This is a genomic window from Janibacter sp. CFPM2_SD2 (assembly GCF_057364645.1).
On sequence record NZ_JBNFOF010000038.1, the window covers coordinates 1 to 18,734 of the forward strand.

At 71.3% G+C, this 18,734-nt stretch carries 22 protein-coding genes and 2 pseudogenes; 5 read left to right on the forward strand and 19 right to left on the reverse strand.

Annotated features, from left to right (window positions below; translation table 11 throughout):
* The 4 genes from mnmA to AC2W7J_RS05730 all read right to left on the reverse strand — a co-directional run.
* Nucleotides 1–2,339 (reverse strand): tRNA 2-thiouridine(34) synthase MnmA (gene mnmA, locus AC2W7J_RS05715; protein WP_485981728.1); only part of this gene is annotated, 2,339 nt, incomplete at its 3' end.
* Nucleotides 2,340–2,370: 31 nt separating this feature from the next.
* A complete protein-coding gene (locus AC2W7J_RS05720) occupies nt 2,371–2,697 on the reverse strand; it encodes a type II toxin-antitoxin system PemK/MazF family toxin (RefSeq protein ID WP_485981729.1) in 327 nt (108 codons plus the stop codon).
* A 2-nt stretch (nt 2,698–2,699) separates the two neighbouring features.
* A complete protein-coding gene (locus tag AC2W7J_RS05725; RefSeq protein WP_485981730.1) occupies nt 2,700–2,939 on the reverse strand; it encodes an antitoxin MazE5 in 240 nt (79 codons plus the stop codon).
* Nucleotides 2,940–2,973: 34 nt separating this feature from the next.
* Nucleotides 2,974–3,978: an ABC transporter permease gene (locus tag AC2W7J_RS05730; RefSeq protein WP_485981731.1), complete on the reverse strand. Its 1,005-nt coding sequence runs from the start codon at nt 3,976–3,978 to the stop codon at nt 2,974–2,976.
* Between the two features lie 104 nt (nt 3,979–4,082).
* Between AC2W7J_RS05730 and AC2W7J_RS05735 the strand changes: the two genes are divergently transcribed.
* The gene (locus AC2W7J_RS05735) at nt 4,083–4,643 is read left to right on the forward strand and encodes a TetR/AcrR family transcriptional regulator (protein WP_485981732.1); all 561 of its coding nucleotides are present in this window, start codon (nt 4,083–4,085) and stop codon (nt 4,641–4,643) included.
* Between the two features lie 22 nt (nt 4,644–4,665).
* On the opposite strand, the gene AC2W7J_RS05740 is transcribed toward AC2W7J_RS05735, so the two are convergent.
* The 5 genes from AC2W7J_RS05740 to AC2W7J_RS05760 form a co-directional block, all read right to left on the reverse strand.
* Nucleotides 4,666–5,607 (reverse strand): cation diffusion facilitator family transporter, encoded by a 942-nt coding sequence (locus tag AC2W7J_RS05740; protein ID WP_485981733.1) that lies wholly within the window; start codon nt 5,605–5,607, stop codon nt 4,666–4,668.
* Nucleotides 5,604–5,885 carry an ArsR/SmtB family transcription factor gene (locus AC2W7J_RS05745; protein ID WP_485981734.1) on the reverse strand — a complete coding sequence of 94 codons (282 nt, stop codon included), beginning with the start codon at nt 5,883–5,885 and terminating at the stop codon, nt 5,604–5,606. The genes AC2W7J_RS05740 and AC2W7J_RS05745 overlap by 4 nt, the downstream gene beginning before the upstream one ends.
* A gap of 380 nt (nt 5,886–6,265) precedes the next feature.
* The gene (locus AC2W7J_RS05750; RefSeq protein ID WP_485981735.1) at nt 6,266–6,535 is read right to left on the reverse strand and encodes a hypothetical protein; all 270 of its coding nucleotides are present in this window, start codon (nt 6,533–6,535) and stop codon (nt 6,266–6,268) included.
* Nucleotides 6,535–7,251 (reverse strand): MFS transporter, encoded by a 717-nt coding sequence (locus tag AC2W7J_RS05755; RefSeq protein WP_485981736.1) that lies wholly within the window; start codon nt 7,249–7,251, stop codon nt 6,535–6,537. Before AC2W7J_RS05755 ends, AC2W7J_RS05750 begins: the two co-directional genes overlap by 1 nt.
* A gap of 128 nt (nt 7,252–7,379) precedes the next feature.
* Entirely contained in the window at nt 7,380–9,461 is a 2,082-nt protein-coding gene (locus tag AC2W7J_RS05760) for an MMPL family transporter (protein WP_485981737.1), read from the reverse strand.
* A gap of 30 nt (nt 9,462–9,491) precedes the next feature.
* On the opposite strand from AC2W7J_RS05760, the gene AC2W7J_RS05765 reads away from it, so the two are divergent.
* From AC2W7J_RS05765 to AC2W7J_RS05775, 3 genes are read left to right on the forward strand one after another with little or no spacing between them, the layout of a single operon-like run.
* The gene (locus AC2W7J_RS05765) at nt 9,492–10,007 is read left to right on the forward strand and encodes a MarR family winged helix-turn-helix transcriptional regulator (protein ID WP_485981746.1); all 516 of its coding nucleotides are present in this window, start codon (nt 9,492–9,494) and stop codon (nt 10,005–10,007) included.
* Nucleotides 10,008–10,012: 5 nt separating this feature from the next.
* Nucleotides 10,013–10,999 carry an ABC transporter ATP-binding protein gene (locus tag AC2W7J_RS05770; RefSeq protein ID WP_485981738.1) on the forward strand — a complete coding sequence of 329 codons (987 nt, stop codon included), beginning with the start codon at nt 10,013–10,015 and terminating at the stop codon, nt 10,997–10,999.
* Entirely contained in the window at nt 10,996–11,820 is an 825-nt protein-coding gene (locus AC2W7J_RS05775; RefSeq protein ID WP_485981739.1) for an ABC transporter permease, read from the forward strand. Before AC2W7J_RS05770 ends, AC2W7J_RS05775 begins: the two co-directional genes overlap by 4 nt.
* A gap of 31 nt (nt 11,821–11,851) precedes the next feature.
* Here the strand turns inward: AC2W7J_RS05775 and AC2W7J_RS05780 are convergent.
* From AC2W7J_RS05780 to AC2W7J_RS05825, 10 genes and pseudogenes are all read right to left on the reverse strand, one after another.
* A pseudogene (locus tag AC2W7J_RS05780) lies at nt 11,852–12,040 on the reverse strand (phosphotransferase); the annotation flags it as partial.
* Between the two features lie 166 nt (nt 12,041–12,206).
* On the reverse strand, nt 12,207–13,118 hold the full coding sequence (locus AC2W7J_RS05785; RefSeq protein ID WP_485981740.1) for a VldE C-terminal domain-containing protein: 912 nt from the start codon (nt 13,116–13,118) through the stop codon (nt 12,207–12,209).
* A 176-nt stretch (nt 13,119–13,294) separates the two neighbouring features.
* Nucleotides 13,295–14,236, reverse strand: coding sequence for an electron transfer flavoprotein subunit alpha/FixB family protein (locus tag AC2W7J_RS05790; RefSeq protein ID WP_255185657.1), 942 nt, complete (start codon nt 14,234–14,236; stop codon nt 13,295–13,297).
* Between the two features lie 31 nt (nt 14,237–14,267).
* Nucleotides 14,268–15,047, reverse strand: coding sequence for an electron transfer flavoprotein subunit beta/FixA family protein (locus AC2W7J_RS05795; RefSeq protein WP_255185656.1), 780 nt, complete (start codon nt 15,045–15,047; stop codon nt 14,268–14,270).
* Nucleotides 15,048–15,239: 192 nt separating this feature from the next.
* Nucleotides 15,240–15,593 (reverse strand): hypothetical protein, encoded by a 354-nt coding sequence (locus tag AC2W7J_RS05800; RefSeq protein WP_485981741.1) that lies wholly within the window; start codon nt 15,591–15,593, stop codon nt 15,240–15,242.
* 1 nt (nt 15,594) lies between these two features.
* Nucleotides 15,595–16,239, reverse strand: a complete 645-nt coding sequence (locus tag AC2W7J_RS05805) for an acyltransferase (RefSeq protein ID WP_485981742.1) — start codon at nt 16,237–16,239, stop codon at nt 15,595–15,597.
* 8 nt (nt 16,240–16,247) lie between these two features.
* Nucleotides 16,248–17,210, reverse strand: a complete 963-nt coding sequence (locus AC2W7J_RS05810; protein ID WP_485981747.1) for a class I SAM-dependent methyltransferase — start codon at nt 17,208–17,210, stop codon at nt 16,248–16,250.
* Nucleotides 17,210–17,992: an enoyl-CoA hydratase/isomerase family protein gene (locus tag AC2W7J_RS05815; RefSeq protein ID WP_485981743.1), complete on the reverse strand. Its 783-nt coding sequence runs from the start codon at nt 17,990–17,992 to the stop codon at nt 17,210–17,212. The genes AC2W7J_RS05810 and AC2W7J_RS05815 overlap by 1 nt, the downstream gene beginning before the upstream one ends.
* Nucleotides 17,989–18,129, reverse strand: a complete 141-nt coding sequence (locus AC2W7J_RS05820; RefSeq protein ID WP_485981744.1) for a hypothetical protein — start codon at nt 18,127–18,129, stop codon at nt 17,989–17,991. Before AC2W7J_RS05820 ends, AC2W7J_RS05815 begins: the two co-directional genes overlap by 4 nt.
* 38 nt (nt 18,130–18,167) lie before the next feature.
* Nucleotides 18,168–18,542 (reverse strand): annotated as a pseudogene (locus tag AC2W7J_RS05825) (T3SS (YopN, CesT) and YbjN peptide-binding chaperone 1); the annotation flags it as partial.
* On the opposite strand from AC2W7J_RS05825, the gene AC2W7J_RS05830 reads away from it, so the two are divergent.
* Nucleotides 18,541–18,734, forward strand: a 194-nt coding sequence (locus tag AC2W7J_RS05830) for a hypothetical protein (RefSeq protein WP_485981745.1), incomplete at its 3' end; no start/stop codon positions are given. The pseudogene AC2W7J_RS05825 and the gene AC2W7J_RS05830 overlap by 2 nt on opposite strands.

Sequence of the window (18,734 nt, forward strand, 5' to 3'; positions counted from 1 at the left end):
GCCGGGCCAGGACCCGACACCGGACGCCCCGGGTCACGCGCTCGCCCTCGCGGCGCGCCCGGCGCGCGCGATGGTCGCCCGAGCCCGACGACACGGGTGCCGTCGTAGAGGACGATCGACTGACCGGGGGCGGCACCGCGCACGGCCTCGTCGAGACGGACCACGAGACGCAGACCTCCTTCGGCAGCAGCATCGGTGACCACCTCGGCGGTCGCCGCGATCTCCTCGCCGTGGGCCCGGATCTGTGCGCCGAGGCGGTGCCGTCCGGAGGCCGCCGGCCCGCACCACCGCACGTGGTCGGCCTCGATCTCGTCGGTGCCGAGCAGGTCCGCGGTGCCGATGAAGACCCGGTTGGACGCGGCCTCGACCCGGGTGACGTAGCGCGGCTGCCCGTCGAGGTCGGAGCGGTCCAGGCCGAGCCCGCGACGCTGGCCGACGGTGAACCCGTAGGCCCCGCGGTGCTCGCCGACGACCTCGCCGGAGCCCTCGTCGACGATCTCGCCCGGCTGCTCGCCGAGCCGCTGGGTCAGCCAGCCCCGGGTGTCGCCGTCGGAGATGAAGCAGATGTCGTGGCTGTCGGGCTTCTTGGCCACGGCGAAGCCGCGCGCGGCGGCCTCCTCGCGGATCTGCGGCTTCGTCGTGTCGCCGAGGGGGAAGAAGGCGCGCGCCAGCTGCCCCTCGTCGAGCACGCCGAGGACATAGGACTGGTCCTTGGCGGAGTCGACCGCACGGTGCAGCTCGCGACCGTGGGGACCGTCGACGATCTGCGCGTAGTGACCGGTCGCCACGGCGTCGAAGCCGAGGGCCAGCGCCTTGTCGAGGAGCGCGGAGAACTTGATCTTCTCGTTGCAGCGCAGGCAGGGGTTGGGCGTGCGGCCGGCCTCGTACTCGGCGACGAAGTCGTCGACGACGTCCCGGGCGAAGGGGGTCGCCATGTCCCAGACGTAGAAGGGGATGCCGAGCCGGTCGGCGACCCGGCGCGCGTCACCGGCGTCCTCGATGGTGCAGCAGCCGCGAGCGCCCTCGCGCAGCGTCTTGGCGTTCTTGGCCAGGGCGAGGTGGACGCCGACGACGTCGTGGCCGGCCTCGATCATCCGCGAGGCGGCGACCGCCGAGTCGACGCCCCCGCTCATCGCGGCGACGACGCGCATCACGCGGCCCCCGCTGGCCCGTCGCGCGCGGGGCGATGGCCTGCGGGCAGGGGCGGCGAGCACGGCGTCGACGTCGGCCTCGGTCGAGGTCCAGCCGAAGGACACGCGCAGGGAGCCGCGCGCCTCCTCCTCCGAGCGCCCCATCGCGAGCACGACGTGCGAGGGCTGCGGGATGCCGGCCTGGCAGGCCGAGCCGGTCGAGACGGCGATGCCCGCGGCGTCGAGCAGGTAGAGCATGGAGTCGCCCTCGCACCCGGGGATGGTGATGTGGGCATTGCCCGGCAGCCGGGTCGTCACGTCGCCGCGCTCCCAGCAGCCGGTGACCCGGATGCCGAGGTCGAGGGCCTGGGTGCCGGCGAGGAAGCGGTCGCGGAGGGCACCGACGCGCGCCGCCTCGGCCTCGCGCTGCTCGACGGCCTCGGTGAGGGCGACGGCGAAGCCCCGGATCGCCGGCACGTCGAGCGTGCCCGAGCGCACGCCGCGCTCCTGGCCGCCCCCGTGGCTCAGGGCGACGAGCCGCGCATCGCGCTTGGCGACGAGCGCCCCGATGCCGAGCGGCCCGCCGAACTTGTGCGCGCTGACGCTCATCAGGTCGACGCCGCTGCCGGCGAAGTCGACGGGCAGGTGGCCCGCCGCCTGGACCGCGTCGGTGTGGAAGGCCAGCCCGTGCTCGTGGGCGATCGCCGCCATCGTCGTGACGTCCTGGACCGTGCCGACCTCGTTGTTGGCCCACATGACCGAGACGAGACCGACGCTCGCGGGGTCCTCCTCGATCGCGGCGCGCACCGCATCGGGCTGGACGGTGCCGCACTCCCCCGGCGCCACGAAGGTCGCCTGCGCGCCCTCGTGCTCGACCGCGTGGTCGACGACGTCGAGGACGGCGTGGTGCTCGACGCCGCTCACGACGACCCGATGACGAAGGGGGTCCGCCGCACGGGCCGCACGGAGCGAGCCGGTGATGGCGAGGTTGTCGGCCTCGGTCCCGCCGGAGGTGAAGACGATCTCGCTCGGTCGGGCCCCGAGGGCGGTCGCGATGCGCTCGCGCGACTCCTCGACGACCCGGCGGGCGTCGCGCCCGGGGCCGTGGAGGCTGGAGGCATTGCCGGTGAGCCCGAGTTGCTCGACCATCGCCTCCCGGGCAGCGGGAGTCATCGGCGTGGTCGCCGCGTGGTCGAGGTAGGTGGTCATCGGATGAAGTCTACGAGTCAGGTCGCCGACGTCAGTCCGAGCAGCCGGTCGCCACCCCCAGCGCGGCGCACAGCCGACGCACCGCCTCGTCGCTCAGTCGCCCGAGCCGTCGCGCGAGGAGGGCCACCGGCAGGTCCGTGACGGCGTCCAGCTGTGCCGCGCAGAGACGGTCGACCGGTTCCTCGCCGGGCTCGAGGAGCACCTCGCTCGGCAGGTCGCGGACCACCGTGCTGCACGGCGCGACCAGGGTCCGGCGGCGACCCGTGATGGCCGCCCCCCGGCTGAGCACCACGACCGGCCTGGCCCCGGCATCCGCCAGGTCCGCCCACCACAGCTCACCTCGCGCGGGCAGTGCCACCCTCAGCGCCTCGCCGCCTCGTCGAGGAAGGACCCGAGGTCGCCCCAGTCGTCCGACAGGTCTGCAGGTGCCTCGCGGTAGGCCCTGCGGTAGGCCTCGTCGATCTCGGCCGCCCGGTGGGTGCGCAGCAGGGCCTGCAGGGAGGCCTCGACCAGCGACGCATCCGTCGCTGCCCCGTGCGTCGCGCGAGCCCGCTCGAGGAGGTCGGCGTCAACCGTCGTGCTCACCCTGACCTTGGCCATGCCACAAGTATGCCACGGTGATGGCACATCGGGTTCAGGCCGAGGCCAGCGCCTCCTCGCGCTCGGCCGTCGCGACGTGCGTGCCACGCCCCTGCCGCGCGACCCCGAGACCCGCGAGCGCGACGCCGAGGACGATCCACACGGCGAGGACGACGAGGTGCGAGATCGCGCCGCCCCCGTCGAAGAAGGCGACCGAGCGGACCAGCGAGCCGGCCGCACCGACGGGCAGCAGCTGCCCGACCTCGCCCCAGACCCCGGGCAACCACTGCGGGCCGTTGGCCAGGCCGGAGAGCGGGTTGGCGACGAAGAGCATCGTCACGGCACCGATGCCGATGCCGGGGGCGCCGACGAGCGTGCCGAGACCGAGCACGGTGGCCGAGATGGCGAGGATCCCCGTGGAGATCGACAGCGAGGTCAGCCAGTAGTCACCGTCGAGCGCACCGAAGCCGAGCTGGAGGATCGCGGTGGCGACGAAGCCCGCGAGCAGGGCGATGGCGGTCGCACCGACGAAGCGCATGAGGGTCGAGCCCTTGTAGACGAGCAGGAGCAGCGCGGCCGTGGCCATCCCGCCGAAGACGAGCGGCAGGCCGAGGGTCGAGACACCGACGGCCTGCGGGTCGTCGGTGGTCGTCGGGGCGAGCTCGACGTAGGTGACCTTCTGGCCGGACTCCTCGAGGCCGGCGCCGACGCTCTTGAGCACCTGGGTGTAGGCCGTGCCGGCACCCGTCGCGGTCTGGACGGTCACCCCCTTCGCCCCGACGGTGATGCCACCGATGGCCTCGCGGTCGGTGATGGCCTCGGCCCCCTCCTGCTCGGTGGCATAGGTCGTGACGTCGAAGGTGCCGGGCGCCTGCTTGTCCAGGGCGGCGGTGACCTTCGAGGTGGCCTGCTCGGGGCCGCTCACGGCGAGCGGCAGGTCCTTCGGGCCGGAGGTGAGCGCCGGTGCGGCGAAGGCGAGCAGCATGAGCGCGACCATGACCGTGAGGCCGACGACGATCGCGACGAGCGTGCGGGGTGAGCTGGTGGTGCGGGTGGCCATGGCGACTCCTTGGCTAGAAGCGGAGGATCAAACTCCATTTACAAATGGAGAGCATTCCTCCGCTATGGTGGTTGGCACGTCAGCCACCGTCGAAGGGAGCGCCCGTGCGCGCCGACGCCCGCGCCAACCGCGCCGCGATCATCGATGCCGCCCGGCGCCTCTACACCACTCGTGGTCCGGACGCCCCCCTCTCCGCGATCGCCGAGGAGGCCGGCGTCGGGGCGGGCACCCTCTACCGCCACTTCCCCACCCAGCAGGACCTCGTGCTCGGGGTCGTCGAGTGGCTGAGCGCGACGATCCACGAGGTCCGCGAGCGCTGGCTGGGGCCGATGCAGACGAACCCGCACGAGGCCTGGCCCGGCTTCGTCGCCGACATCGTCGAGCTACGGGTCGCCGCCCTCATGCCCCGCGTCGTCGAGGGCGTCGACATCGAGACGGTCATCCCCCAGATCTCTCGGCGCCGCGTCGCCGCACTGGCCGCCGTCGGTGAGGTCGTCGAGCTGGCGAAGGGGGCCGGCCTGGTCCGCGAGGACGTCACCGCCGCGCAGTTCCAGATGGGCCTGGCGGTCGCCACGCGCCCCCTGCCGAGCGCCGCCTCGGCCCTCGTCCCCGACGTGAGCAGCTGGCTCGTCGAGGTGTACCTGCGGGGCCTGCGCCCGGACTGACGGCTCGGGCCGGCGCCCGACCTCAGACGTGCTCCATCGACCCGCACGTGCGCTCGCGCACGGCTGCGGTCTCGAGCTGGATCGTCGCGTGGTCGAAGGAGACCGGGAAATGCTCGCGCAGGCACCCACGGATCTGCTCGAGGATCCGCGGCGCGTGCCCAGACTCGAAGCAGCCGTCGTCGATGACGACGTGCGCCGAGATCACCGGCAGCCCGGCGCCGATCATCGAGGCGTGCAGGTCGTGGACCTCGCGCACGTGCTCGAGCTCGAGGACGTGGGCGCTCACGACGTCGAGGTCGACGTCCTCGGGGGCGAACTCCATGAGCACCCGCGTCGTCTCCCGCAGCAGAAGCACCGCCCGCGGCACGATGAGCGCCGCGATGAAGAGACCGGCGATCGTGTCGGCCCGGGTGAAGCCGGTCGTCGCGATGACGATCGCCGCGACGATGACCCCGAGCGAGCCGAGCGCGTCGCCCACGACCTCGAGGAAGGCCGCCCGCATGTTGAAGTTGGCCCCCCGCCCCGAGGCGAGCACGGCCATGGCGACGAGGTTGGCGAGCAGGCCGAGCACGCCGAAGACGAGCAGCTCGCGGGCGGGCACCTGGGCCGGCTCGACGAGGCGGCGCACCCCCTCCACCGCGGCGTAGAGCCCGACGACGAGCAGCAGGCAGGCCTGGCCGAGCGCCGCGATGACCTCGATGCGCGCGAATCCCCACGTCCGCCGGCTGCTCGGCGGCCGCAGCATCATCGTCGCGGCGACGAGGGCGACGAGCAGCCCCACGGAGTCGGCGAGGGCGTGCGCGGTGTCTGTGAGCAGCGCGAGACTGCCGGTGAGCAGGGCACCCACGGCCTGCGCGACGACGACGAGCACCGTGATGCCGAAGGCGATCGCCAGCCGGTTGCGCAGCCCCCGGTCCGGGGCCGCCGAGGTCGGCGTGCGGGAGTGACCGTGCCCGTGGCTCATGTCGCCTCCCCCGCCAGCACCTCGGCACAGCGCAGCAGGTCCTGCAGACGCTCCGGATGGCGAAGGGAGAACCAGCTGGCCCTCCCTTCGGCACGGACCTGCACGAGACCGGCGTCGCGCAGGCAGGCCAGGTGGACGCTCACGGTGGACTGCGCCAGCCCCATGTGGTCGACGAGGTCGCGCACCCGGTGCTCGCCGCTGCGCAGGTGCTCGAGGAGCGCGAGCCGCGTCGGCTCGGACAGCGCGTGGAAGACGAGCGTCACGTCATTCATCGTCATGTGACGATGTTATACCCACGCGACGATCACCGGCAGGTGCGAGCGGGCGCGGACTCGGGGCGCGGATGACCGCCTCCGCCGTTGCTCCGTGCTCTGAACCCGGGCTCACGGCACGGAGCAACGGCGTAGCGCGATGTGGGCGTCCCGGCTCCGCCCAGCGGGGAGCCTCGGCCCGTCGTACGGAGCAACGGCGGGCAGGACGCCGACAGCCCCGGCACGCGGTGCGTGCCGGGGCTGTCGGGTGCGGGGTCTACTGGTGACGTCTCATATTCGAAGTGCACGAATAGCCGGTCGTGAGGCATCACGCCAAAGATCTGCGCCGAGGGGGACGTGAAGCGCTGAATCGGCTCTCGAGGTGCTTGGCTGATGGGTACCCGGGCCTACCGCGAGTCAGTTGCGTCAGCGGACAGACCGTGGTCGGGCTCGGTTGCCGAGTCGCCGAGGCGTCGCAGTCGGCGCACGCTTGGCACCAGCAAGGTCGCGAGGGCGGCCGTGGCATAGACGATGGCCGAGATGATGAGCACGGTCTCCAGATCAGCTCGGGTGGCGAACCAGCCATAGAGCAGCGTGCCAGCTGGGATGGCGATGAACGACCCGAGCATGTCGAAACTGGCAACGCGTGACAGGGCATCCGGGGGCACCTGTTCCATCAGAGCGGTCCGCCAGCCGGTCCCGAAGACCTCGATCCCCGCGCCCCCGAGGAGCGCGGCGGCCGCGAGCAGCAGCGTCTCGGGCCGGAAGCCGAGCAGGCACAACGGATCGCCATGACAGACACGCCAACCATGCCTTGCCGCAGTGGCCGCTTCAGCGGTAACCGCAGCAGGAGCAGCGTCATCACGATGGCCCCGGTGGCTTGGGCGCTGACGACCAGCCCCCAGCCGCGCGCACCCAGACCCGGGCTGCTCTCAGCGATCACGGGCCCGAGAACACCCCACGCGCCGGCCTGGATCGCGTTGATCACACCGAAGGCCGCGATGATCACCCACAACCAGGTCCGACTGCGCACGTGCGTCCAGCCTTCGCGCAGCTGCCCCAGGAACGAGGCTGTCTCGTCCGAGCCTGCCGCGGGCGTGCTGGGCGGCAGCCGGACGCGGGTTAGGGCGAGCGTCGCGAGTATGAAGGTGGCGGCATCGGCGACGATCGCCCAGCCGGCACCAGCCGTTGCGACCAGCACACCGGCGATCGCCGGTCCGAGGACCATCGCGCCACGCCGCGCGAAGGCCGCGGGCAGCTCCGGCGCGGTGATGCAGACCGGGCAGCGCATCGGCACCTCGATCGGCATCGCGGTCATCACCTCGGCCGCCTTCGCCTCGCTCGGCGTGAGCGGCAGCTGGTCGGTCGCGTTCGCGGTCGGCTTCTCTCTCATCGGACTCGTCGTACTCGTGGCCCTGGCCTTCGCGGTCAAGGACCAGCGCGACCGGACGCGGGAGAGCACAGTGACACCCACAGTGCCTGCCCGCTCAACTCCCGCGCGCGCCGCCACGAGGCGACGTGTCAGGCGCGGCCCACCACCTGGGGCCTCGACGGCCACCAGAAGCGGTCCCCCAGGATCGTGATGAGCGCCGGCACGAGCACGCTGCGCACGAGCAGCGTGTCGAGCAGGACGCCGACCCCGACGATGATGCCCACCTGGGTCAGCACCAGCAGCGGCAGCACCCCCAGCACCGCGAAGACAGAGGCCAGCAGCACACCGGCGCTCGTGATGACGCCCCCGGTCACGGCCAGGGCGGTGACGATGCTCCCGCGGGTGTCCCCGGTCTCCAGCACCTCCTCGCGGGCGCGCGTGGTGAGGAAGATGTTGTAGTCCACGCCGAGCGCCACGAGGAAGATGAAGGCCAGCAGGGGCACGCTCAGGTCGATGGCCGAGAACCCCAGCCAGCGCTCGAAGACGAACCACCCGATGCCGAGGGCCGACAGGTAGGACACGACCGTCGTGGTGGTCAGCACCAGTGCCGCGACGACCGAGCGCAGCAGCACCAGCAGCACGAGCAGCACGATGCCCAGCACCACGGGCACGAGGACGGCGCGATCACGGGTGGCGGCATCGCGAGAGTCGACGTCCTCGGCCACCTCCCCCCCGACGAGCGCATCCGGCGCCACCTCGGCGAGCTCGGCCCGCAGGTCGCGGGTGGTCTCCAGACTGCCACTTGTCCCGGCTGCGTCCGCCAGCACCACGTCCACCTCGACGAGGTCGCCGTCCCTCCCGGCCGTCCGCACCTCGGCGGCGCCCACCTCCTTCGCGGCGGCGGTCACCGCCTCGACGTCATCAGGGTGCGTGGCCACGCGCAGCGGCGACGAGAACCCGGCCGGGAAGGCCTCGGCGAGGCGTTCCTGCGCGACGACCGACTCCGGGGGGTCACGGAACTGCTCGGTCTGCGAAAGGCCTGCACGCACCCCGAGCGCAGCCGAGGCGAGCGCGACGAGCCCCAACGAGCTCACCACGGCCACCGCGACGGGACGACGACCCACCGCGCGGCCGAGACGCGCCCAGAAACCGTCCTTGGTGGGGTCGTGCTGACCCTGACGAGGAACGAACGGCCAGAACAGCCAGCGGCCGGGCAGCACCATCGCCGAGGGGAGGACGAGCAGGGCGAAGGCCACGGCCACAGCCAGTCCGAGCGCTCCGACGTAGCCGATGCCACGTAGGAAGGCCGCGTCGGCCAGACCGAGCGACGCCAGCGCCAGGATGACGGTGCCGGAGCTGGCCAGTATTGCCGGCCCCGCCTGCCCGACGGCACGGCGCATCGCCTCGTGCCGGCTCTCGTGCCGACGCAGCTCCTCGCGGTACCGGGCGATGAGCAGCAGCGCGTAGTTGGTCCCGGCGCCGAAGACGAGCACCGAGGTGATGCCGGTGATCGCCCCGTCGACACCTATTCCCGAAACGGCCGAGAAGGTCTCCGCCACAGCCAGCGCAGTGCGGTCGGCGAGTCCGACCACGGCCAGGGGGACGAGCCACAGCCACGGGCTGCGGTAGGTGACCAGCAGGAGCAGCGCGACGACCGACGCCGTGACCGCGAGGAGGCGCACGTCAGCCCCCTCGAAGACCTTCCCGAGGTCGGCCTGGAACGCTGCGCCGCCGGTTACCTCACCGCGCAGACCCTCGGGCAGCTCCTGTGCCACCCTCGCTCGCAGGTCCTCCACGACAGCACCGTTCTCCTGGTCGGTGAGGTCACCGGCAAGGGGCACGGTCAGCAGTGCGGCCGAGCGGTCCTCTGCGGGTACCGGCCCGGAGACCTCACCCACGGCCGGGCCCCCGAGAGCACGGGTCAGGCCCTGCAGCGACGCGAGGTCCTCCCCGGTGAGGTCGCCGTCGGGACGGGAGATGACGACGATGGCGGGCACCTCCTGTGACGACGGCAGCTCGGCGAGGCGATCCGCGGCCCGGGCCGACTCCGAGTCCGCTGGCAGATTCGACGCGGTGTCCTGCGACGTCGTCGGTGCGGGGGCCAAGGTCAGGGCCAGCCCGGCGAGGACAAGACCCAGCAGCACGACCAGCCAAGAGCGGCGACGACCGACGAGCGAGACCATGGGACGCATGAGCACCGTCGATTTATTTCGATTGCCGAACTGTTCCATGATCGAAAGGATACGATACTTCCCGTGACCATGCAGCACCCACCGTCGAAGCCACCACCGGAGAGGACGACACCGCACGCAGCGATCCCGGGCGAGGCCGGATCGCGCGCCGAGGTGCTCACGTCACTGCGCGCACTGACGACCACGCTCAACCACTGGATCGACGTCCACGCTGAGCATCGGGGCGTGCACCGCACCCACCTCAACGCTCTCGCCCACCTGATGCGGGCAGAGGACACCGGAGTCCTGATCACGCCCGGGGAGCTCGCCGACGCCCTCCCCCTGAGCGCGTCGGCCACAACCGCCCTGGTCGACCGGCTCGTCGCTGCCGGTCACGCCGAACGGCACCCCCATCCCCGGGATCGTCGCCGCACCGTGCTGACCAGCACCCCCAGCGCGCACGAGACCGGGGGCCAGATCTTCGGCCCCCTGGCGGCAACCCTGGGCGGCGTCGTGGAACAGCTGGACGACTCCGAGGTCGAGGTCGTCACCCGGTTCCTCGACCTCGCCACCCGGGCCATGACCGTCGCCGACGAACAGGAATGAATCACATGACGACCACCACGAACACCGGGACGACGACCGATGCGGCCACGACGGATGCGGATGCCGTCATCGAGGTGTCGGATCTGCGCAAGCGGTACGGCACGCGTGGCCCGGAGGCACTCAAGGGCGTGAGCTTCACCGTCCGCCCGGGTGAGATCTTCGGACTGCTCGGCCCCAACGGGGCGGGCAAGACCACGACCATCGGAGTGCTGACCACCCGGGTGCGCCCCACGAGTGGTTCGGCCCGTGTCGCGGGCATCGACGTGGCCACCCAGCCACAGCAGGTCAAGCGTCGGATCGCGGTGATGCCGCAGCGTGCGAACCTCGACCGGGCACTCACCGCCCGGGAGAACCTCACCTTCCACGGCGCCTACTTCGGGGTCGGTCGTGCGGCGCGCAGGCGGCGAGCCGACGAGCTGCTCGAGGAGTTCGGCCTCGCCGACCGCGCCACGGAGCGAGTGGACAACTACTCCGGTGGGATGGCGCAGCGGTTGATGATCGCCCGGGCGCTGATGCACCGTCCGGTGGTGCTGTTCCTCGACGAGCCGACGACGGGCCTGGACCCGCAGTCGCGGCTTTTCCTGTGGGACCGCGTGACCGAGCTGCGGCGGTCGGGAACCACGATCCTGCTGACCACCCACGACATGGCCGAGGCGGACCGGTTGTGCGACCGGATCGCGATCGTCGACCATGGCGAGCGCATCGCGCTCGACACTCCGAGTGGTCTGCGCGGACTGCTTCCCGAGGGAGGGGGTCTCGACCTGATCGTGCGCAGCCGTCACGACCCGGCCGCGGCCTTCGAGTCCATGGGCGTCGTCGAGACCAGCGGGCTCGACGACGACCGGTGGCGGGTGCGGTGCTTCGGTGAGCCCGATCTCGCCGCAGCGATATCGACGGCCGAGAGCAATGACTGTGAAGTACTCGACGTGCACCGCCTTGAGGGAAGCCTGGAGGACGTCTTCGTGCACCTGACCGGACGGGACCTGCGATGAGCACCGACAGCGTGAGCACGGTGGGTCGCAGCAGCTGGACCACCGACTCCACCGCCACCAAGGCCTTCCTCGGCCTCCTGCAACGGGACACGTGGAACACCGTGCGCCACGACCTCGCGGGATTCCTCGCCCAGGCATTGCTGCAGCCGTTGGCCTTCCTGTTCGTCTTCGGTCGGGTCCTGCCCGAGATCGGTGCGGCCGGACCCGACTACGGCGCCCAGCTGTTGCCGGGCATCATCGCGCTGACCCTCGTGCTCACCGCCCTGCAGAACGTCGCGCTGCCCCTGGTCATCGAGTTCTCCTTCACGAAGGAGATCGAGGACCGGCTGCTCGCGCCACTGGCGCCCTGGGCGGTTGCGCTGGAGAAGCTGGTCTTCGCGACCCTCCGGGCGATCGTCGCGGCGGCGCTGATCCTTCCGCTCGGTGCCGTCATCCTGCCCGGTGGACTTCAGGTGCAGGGAGCCCACTGGCCCCTCTTCGTCGTGCTGCTCGTCGTCGGTGGTTTCGCCGGGAGTGCGATCGGCCTCGTCCTGGGCACGGTGGTCCCGCCCAACAAGATCAACGTCATATTCGCGGTCGCGCTCACCCCGCTCATTTTCACCGGCGCCACCTTCTACCCCTGGCAGGCGTTGGACAGCCTGCGCTGGTTCCAGGTCGTGACGTTGTTCAACCCGCTGACCTACGTGTCCGAGGGGATGCGCGGCACCCTGACCGCCGCGCCGCACTTGTCGGCCGGCTGGATCGTGGTCGGAGTGACGATCGCCACCGCCGGCTTCCTGGTGGTCGGGATACGTGGCTTCCTGCGACGCGCCGTCGACTGATCCTCGGCACGCGACCGACAGGGCAGGAGAACGAATAACCGGCACCCGGCTCCCCCTTCGCAAGAGGGACAGGGATCGGCCGCGGAAGCGACGCAGCCAGCGCCGGGAGCCAGCGATGCTCCTTCTCGACGGCCAGGGCGTACTCCAGCGCGCTTGGCAGACGAAGCAGCATCGAATCACCGAGGTGGAAGGTCCAGTTGTCCCAACCGCCGTTCTCCACCGGCGCGACCGGAAGGGCAGCCCACTGGGGAGTCAGACGACGCTTGTTTCCGGGCCTCTCAGCCCGTCAAGCATGAGTCACCACTGACGCCCCCAGGGCCGCAACCCCGGCAACTTCGCATACATCTAACGTACGAATCGTACATTAAATGCTACTTCTGATGCTTTCAGTTGACCGAGACGTGCACGTGGTCGTAGTGGTTCTGCGTCGGGTCGCCGCGGTCCTCCATCATCTTCCAGCTGCCGCCGGGCATCCAGATGCGCTGCTGCCAGATGATGTACTTGATGTTGAGCGAGCCGGCGTTGGACTGCAGCCAGGCCGCGATCTGGTCGCCGCGGGCGCCGGTCACCATGATGTCGACGGCATTGCCGGTGCCGTGGTCGCCCGGGTCGCCGGCGCGGTAGCCACCGATGTTGGTCATGTCGGGGAACTGGGTGCGCACGGCGGAGTAGACCTGCTGCGCGTTGGGGCCTAGGCCGAGACCGGCAGCCTCCTCGGCGAAGTTGCCCGTCTGGGGCGCGCCGGTGGAGGTGCTCTCGGTGGACTCGGTCGACTCCTGCGGGGCCTCGTCGGCCGTCGCGTCGCTCTCCTGCTCGGTCGGCTCGGGGGCCTCCTGCGTCGCCTCGTCCTCGGCCGGGGCCTCGGTCTCCTCGACGGGCTCGGGCTTCGGCTCCGGCTTGGGCTCGGGCTTCGGCGGCACGTAGTCCGGCTTCGACACCGCGTCGACGTCGAGCTCGCCGACGTCACCCTGGGAGTCCTCGGACTGGGAGCTGGCGGGGGCGGTGATCGCGGCGCGGGCCGTCGACCGCGAGGCGGCCTCGCCCGTGCGGTCGGCGAAGAGGTCGCTCGCGCTCGTGCGCGCCGTGGCGACGGAGTCGATGCTCGGGGTCGAGGTGCCCTCGGCCTGGCTCGGGGCGACGACGAAGGCGCCGGCGCCCAGGACGATCCCGATGCCGGCGACCGACTTGGCCGCGGTGCGGGCGCCGTGCGAGCCGACCGACGACGGCAGGCTGCTCAGGCGGGACAGGGGGCTGGGACGACGGCTGCCGTGGCGGCCGACGTAGCGGGGGGAACTCACGCGAGACCTCGGGGTGGAAAACAGGGGACGGGCCTCACGGCCGCCAACACCATAACCACACCTCCCGCCAGAAGTCACGTTTTGGTAAAGGGCGGTGTCACAGGTCACTGCCCGGGACGGCGAAAGGCGCCGCCCCCTGATGGGGAGCGGCGCCCTTCGTCAGGCGTGACCGGAGGTCACTTGCCCTTGACGGCCTCCGTGGCCTGGGGCAGGACGGTGAAGAGGTCACCGACGACACCGAAGTCGACGAGCTCGAAGATCGGGGCCTCCTCGTCCTTGTTGATCGCGACGATCGTCTTGGAGGTCTGCATGCCGGCCCGGTGCTGGATGGCACCGGAGATGCCCGCCGCGACGTAGAGCTGCGGCGAGACCTGCTTGCCGGTCTGACCGACCTGCGACGAGTGGGGGTACCAGCCGGCGTCGACCGCGGCGCGCGAGGCACCGACGGCGGCACCGAGCGCGTCGGCGAAGGTCTCGACCGGCGAGAAGTCACCGCCGGTGCCACGACCACCGGAGACGACGATCGCCGCCTCGGTGAGCTCGGGACGACCGGAGGCCTTCTTCGGCTCGGACGCGGTGACCTTGGCGGCCTTCGCGCCGTCGGAGAGGCTCACGGAGAGCTCCTCGAAGGCACCGGCGCCGTTGGCCTGCTCCGGCGCAGCGGAGTTGGGCTTGACGCAGATGATCGGGGTGCCCTTGGTGACCTTGGCCTGGACCGTGTAGCTGCCGGCGAAGACGGACTGGGTCGTGACCGGCCCCTCCTGCACGTCGACGGCGTCGGTGATCAGACCGGAGTCGGTCTTGACCGCGAGGCGGGCACCGATCTCCTTGCCGGCGGAGTTGCTCGGGATGAGCACCGCGGCGGGGGACGTCGACTGGACCAGCTGCGCGAGGATCTCGGCCTGGGGGGCGACGAGGTGCTCGAGGGCGGCCGGGTCGGAGACGGCGTAGATCTTCTCGGCGCCGTAGCGGGCGAGGAGGTCCTTGGCGGTCTCGGCACCGGGGCCGATGAAGACGGCGGAGGGCTCACCCAGGCGGCGGGCGATGGTCAGCATCTCCGCGGCGGGCTTCTTCACCTCACCGTTTGCGTGGTCGACGAGGACGAGGACTTCAGCCATGTCTGTTGCTCCTTGGTGTCCGGGTCGTCGCTCAGACGAACTTGTTGGTGGTCAGGAACTCGGCGAGCTTCGTGCCGCCGTCACCCTCGTCGGTGACGATCGTGCCCTGCTCGCGCGGGGGACGCTTGGTCGTCGCCTCCACGGCGGTCGCGGCATTGGCCAGACCGACCTGGCCGGCGTCGACACCGAGGTCGGCGAGGGTCCACTCCTCGACCGGCTTCTTCTTCGCGGCCATGATCCCCTTGAAGGAGGGGTAACGGGGCTCGTTGATCTGGTCGGTGACCGAGATCAGGGCCGGGAGGGAGGCCTCGACGGTCTCGCTCGCGGTGTCGCCGTCACGGCGCATCTTCGCGACCCCGCCGTCGACGGTCAGCTCGGAGGCGTAGGTGACCTGCGGCAGACCGAGGCGCTCGGCGAGCATCGCGGGGACGACACCCATGGTGCCGTCGGTCGAGGCCATGCCGGTGAGGACGATGTCGGGGGTGCCGATCTTCTTGATCGCCTCGGCGAGGATGAGCGAGGTGGCGAGCGCGTCGGAGCCGGCGATCGCGTCGTCGGAGACGTGCACGCCCTTGTCCGCACCCATCTGGAGCGACTTCTTGACCGCCTCGGCGGCGTCGGCAGGACCGATGGTCAGCACGGTGACCTCGCCCTCACCGGCCTCGACGATCTGCAGGGCCTGCTCGACGGCGTACTCGTCGAGCTCGGACAGCAGACCGTCCACGCCTTCGCGGTCGGTCGTGTTGTCCTCGTTGAATCCGCGGTCGGACTGTGCGTCCGGAACGTACTTCACGCAGACGACGATGTTCATCGGCGAATCGTCCTCTTCCTGGGTGAGGGGGCTGGGTACCGGGCGATCCTCTCAGCAGCCGCGCCGGTTGGGCCCGAACTGTGGGGAGGCTCCCAGTCCGCTCACGCTATCCAGCGCGGCACCAGACCTCCAACGCGGGTGAGGGTGCCCTTCACCACACCGCCCTTCGAGGCGGTCGCTGCGCGACCTTCCTCAGGGAGCGGGAGGGACGGAGGGCGTCTCGTCCGCGACGTTTGTGAGCACGTGGAAGGAGGGCTCCTCGTAGGGGTGCGCCGAGCGAAGAGCATTGACCACCAACGCCCTTCGCGATCGCGGGAAGGTCACCTCGACCCGGTCCTCGACGACCCGCTCGGGCCGGCCGACCTCGCCGATCGTCGGGTTCGCCCCGCCCACGGGACGGAACCTCCCTTCGCCACGCTGGACGAAGGCGCACTCGCGGTACTCCCCCACCGCACCCGCGCCGGCGTCGAAGAGCGCCGCCAGCACCTGCTCGGTGTGGGTGGCCGGGATGTGCGCCACGAGGACGTCGAGGGCTTCGCGGGTCACGTCACCACCCCGCGGGCAGGTCGAGGTCGTCCGGGACCGGGACGGGCTGGCGCTGCTTGACGACGCGTGCCGGCACACCCCCGAGGACGACGAAGGGGGGATGCGTCCCGCGGACCACGGCGCCGGCACCGACGACCGAGTGGTCGCCGATGTCGGTACCGCGGGTGATGACGCACTTCGTCGCGACCCACACGTCGTCGCCGATGCGCACCGGCGACTTGATGATCCCCTGGTCCTTGATCGGCGTCTCGAGGTCCTCGGTGCGGTGGTCGAAGTCGCACACGTAGACGTCGTCGGCGAAGAGGCAGGCCTCACCGATCTCGATGTCGAGCCAGGTGTTGAAGGTGTTGCGAATGCCGATGACCGTCTTGGCCCCGATGCGCAGCGTGCCCTCGTGGGCGCGCAGCGCCGACCCGCCACCGATGTGTGTGTAGGCACCGATGACGAGGCGGGCGGTGCCGGGCGCGACCTGGAACTGCACGTCCGGCCCGATGAAGCACGGACCCTCGAAGACGAGGCCGGGGGTGCGGGCCTTCGCCCGGACCATCCGCAGGTAGCCGAGGACGTGGTGGTGGCTCCAGGCCCGGTTGGCGACGACCCACCGGGCCCAGTGCCACCACGTGAGGTGCGAGGAGCGCACTGTCACCGCTCGCGTCACCGCAGGGGCTTGGTGCCGGTGACGCCGACGTTGTAGAAGAAGCGCTGCGGCACGACGCGGCCGAGGACCGCGTCGACCTTCATGAGGTTCTTCCACGTGCCGTAGGCGAACTTCGCCCAGCCGAAGCCGAGCGCGTCCTCGGCGACGGCGTACTCGAAGGTGCGGATCGGCCACCCGGCGAGCGCGGAGGTCAGCTCCTCCGTCGCCGTGCCCACGTGCTTCGCACCCGCGTGACGGGCCATGGCCGCCAGCTGCTTCGGGTCGAAGGTGTGCAGGTCGACGACCGCCTCGAGGGCCGCTGCGCGGGAGGACTCGTCGAGCTCGGCCTGGGCGCGAGCCCACTTGCGGCGCAAGGGAGGCAGCTTGGCCACCCGCGTCGCCGTCTCCCACGTCGCCCGGGAGATGTGCCGGGCGTACCAGTGCCCGATGGTCGTCGGCTCACCCGCGATGACGAAGCGCCCGCCCGGCTTGAGCACGCGCACGACCTCGCGCAGGGCGCCCTCGACGTCGGGGATGTGGTGGATCACCGCGTGCCCGACGACGAGGTCGAAGCTGTCGTCCTCGTAGGGCAGGGCCTCCGCGTCCGCGACCTGTCCCTCGATCTCGAAGCCGAGCCGCCGCGCATTGGCCTTGGCCGCCTCGACCATGCCGGGTGACAGGTCGGAGACGTGCACCTCGTCGACGAGGCCGGCGAGCTTGAGGTTGAGCGAGAAGAAGCCGGTGCCGGCGCCGAGCTCGAGCGTGCGCCCGTAGGGCAGCGACTCCCCCGGCTGGCGGGTCGACTCGAGCACGTGGAGGAAGCGGTCGCGCACGACGGAGGTGCAGCGGTCGTCGAAGCTGATCGACCACTTCTCGTCGTAGGTCTGCGCCTCCCAGTCGTGGTAGAGCACCTGGGCCAGCTTGTTGTCCTCCCAGGCGGCCTCGACCTGCTCTGCGCTCGCGGCGCCGGCACCGGTCATCAGATGCCCTCGAAGGTGGCCTTGCCGGGGCCGTTGTCGACGAAGCTGCGCATGCCGGACTTCTGGTCCTGCGTGGCGAAGAGCGCGGAGAAGAGCTGCGCCTCGATCTGCAGACCGGTGTCGAGGCTCGTCTCGAGCCCGCGGTCGACGGCCTCCTTGGCGGCGCGCAGGGCCTGCGTCGGCCCCGTGACGAAGGGGGTGACGAGCGCCTTCGCGGCGTCGAGGACCTCGGCGGCGGGCACGACCCGGTCGGCGAGACCGATCTCCAGGGCCTCGGCGGCGTCGACCATCCGGCCGCTGAAGATCAGCTCCTTGGCCTTCGCCGGGCCGACGAGGCGCGGCAGCCGCTGGGTGCCACCGGCACCGGGGATGATGCCGAGCGTGATCTCGGGCAGGCCGACCTTCGCGTTGTCGGCGACGACCCGGAAGTCGCAGCACAGCGCGGTCTCGAGCCCGCCACCGAGCGCGAAGCCGGTGATCGCGGCGACCGTCGGCTTGGGGATCGAGGCGAGCGCGCGGGAGAAGCGCTGGAGCAGACGCACGTGAGCGGCCATGTCCGTGTAGGACATCTCGGCCATCTCCTTGACGTCGGCGCCGGCGGCGAAGACCCGCTCGCCGCCCCAGACGATGACCGCCTTGATGTCGTCGCGCTCGGCGGCCTCGTCGGCCACGGCGACGAGCTCGCGCTGCATCTGCGCGTCGAGGGCGTTCATCTTCGGGCGGTCGAGGACGATCGTGCCGATGCCGTCGGCGACCTCGAGCCGGACGACCTGATCGCTCATGCCGGGGCCTGCCCGTCGGTCTGCTGGCCCTGCTGCTCGGCGACGGCCTCCTCGAGGTCCTGGCCGGTGGCGCGCTGGTGCCACAGCTGCACGCCTTGCAGGACGAGCGGGAGGGCGAGGCCGAGCAGGCCGCGCACGTCGGCGCGCGCGGAAGGATGTGCTCGCTCGTCACGAGGAGGGTGTCGCCGGCGACGGCGGCCTTGACGAGGTTGAAGGCGACGTTGAGGTCGTTGCTGACCTGGAGCCGCTCCATCGGGTCGGTCGGCACCGGGTCCTCGAGGGCCCACTGGCCGAAGACGCGCAGCACGTTGGACTCGTCGTCCGCGGCGCGCACGAACATCTGCTGCTCGGAGAAGGTGAAGGCCACGTCACCCTCGTCGTCGATGCGCGGCTCGAGACCGAGCTCGCGCAGCGCCGCCTCGATGCGGTCGCGCAGGGGGGCCTCGGGCTCGCTCTGCTCACCGGAGGGGGTGGGGGTGGTGCCGAAATTGGGAAGGGCGGTCGGATCGCTCATGGCCTCAACGTACCGACTGCTTACCCTGTGAGCCATGTCGACGACCACAGCCCAGGCGCTCCCCGACCGTCCCGCCCCGGGTGTGCGCCCCGTCGCGGGCGGGGTCGAGGTGGCCGTGCCGGCCGCGCACGCCACCGCCGTGTGGCTGTGCCTCTTCGACGACGAAGGGGAGGAATCTCGCGTCTCCCTGCCCGCCGCCGGCGAGGCTGGGTGGGGCGGCTTCGGGTC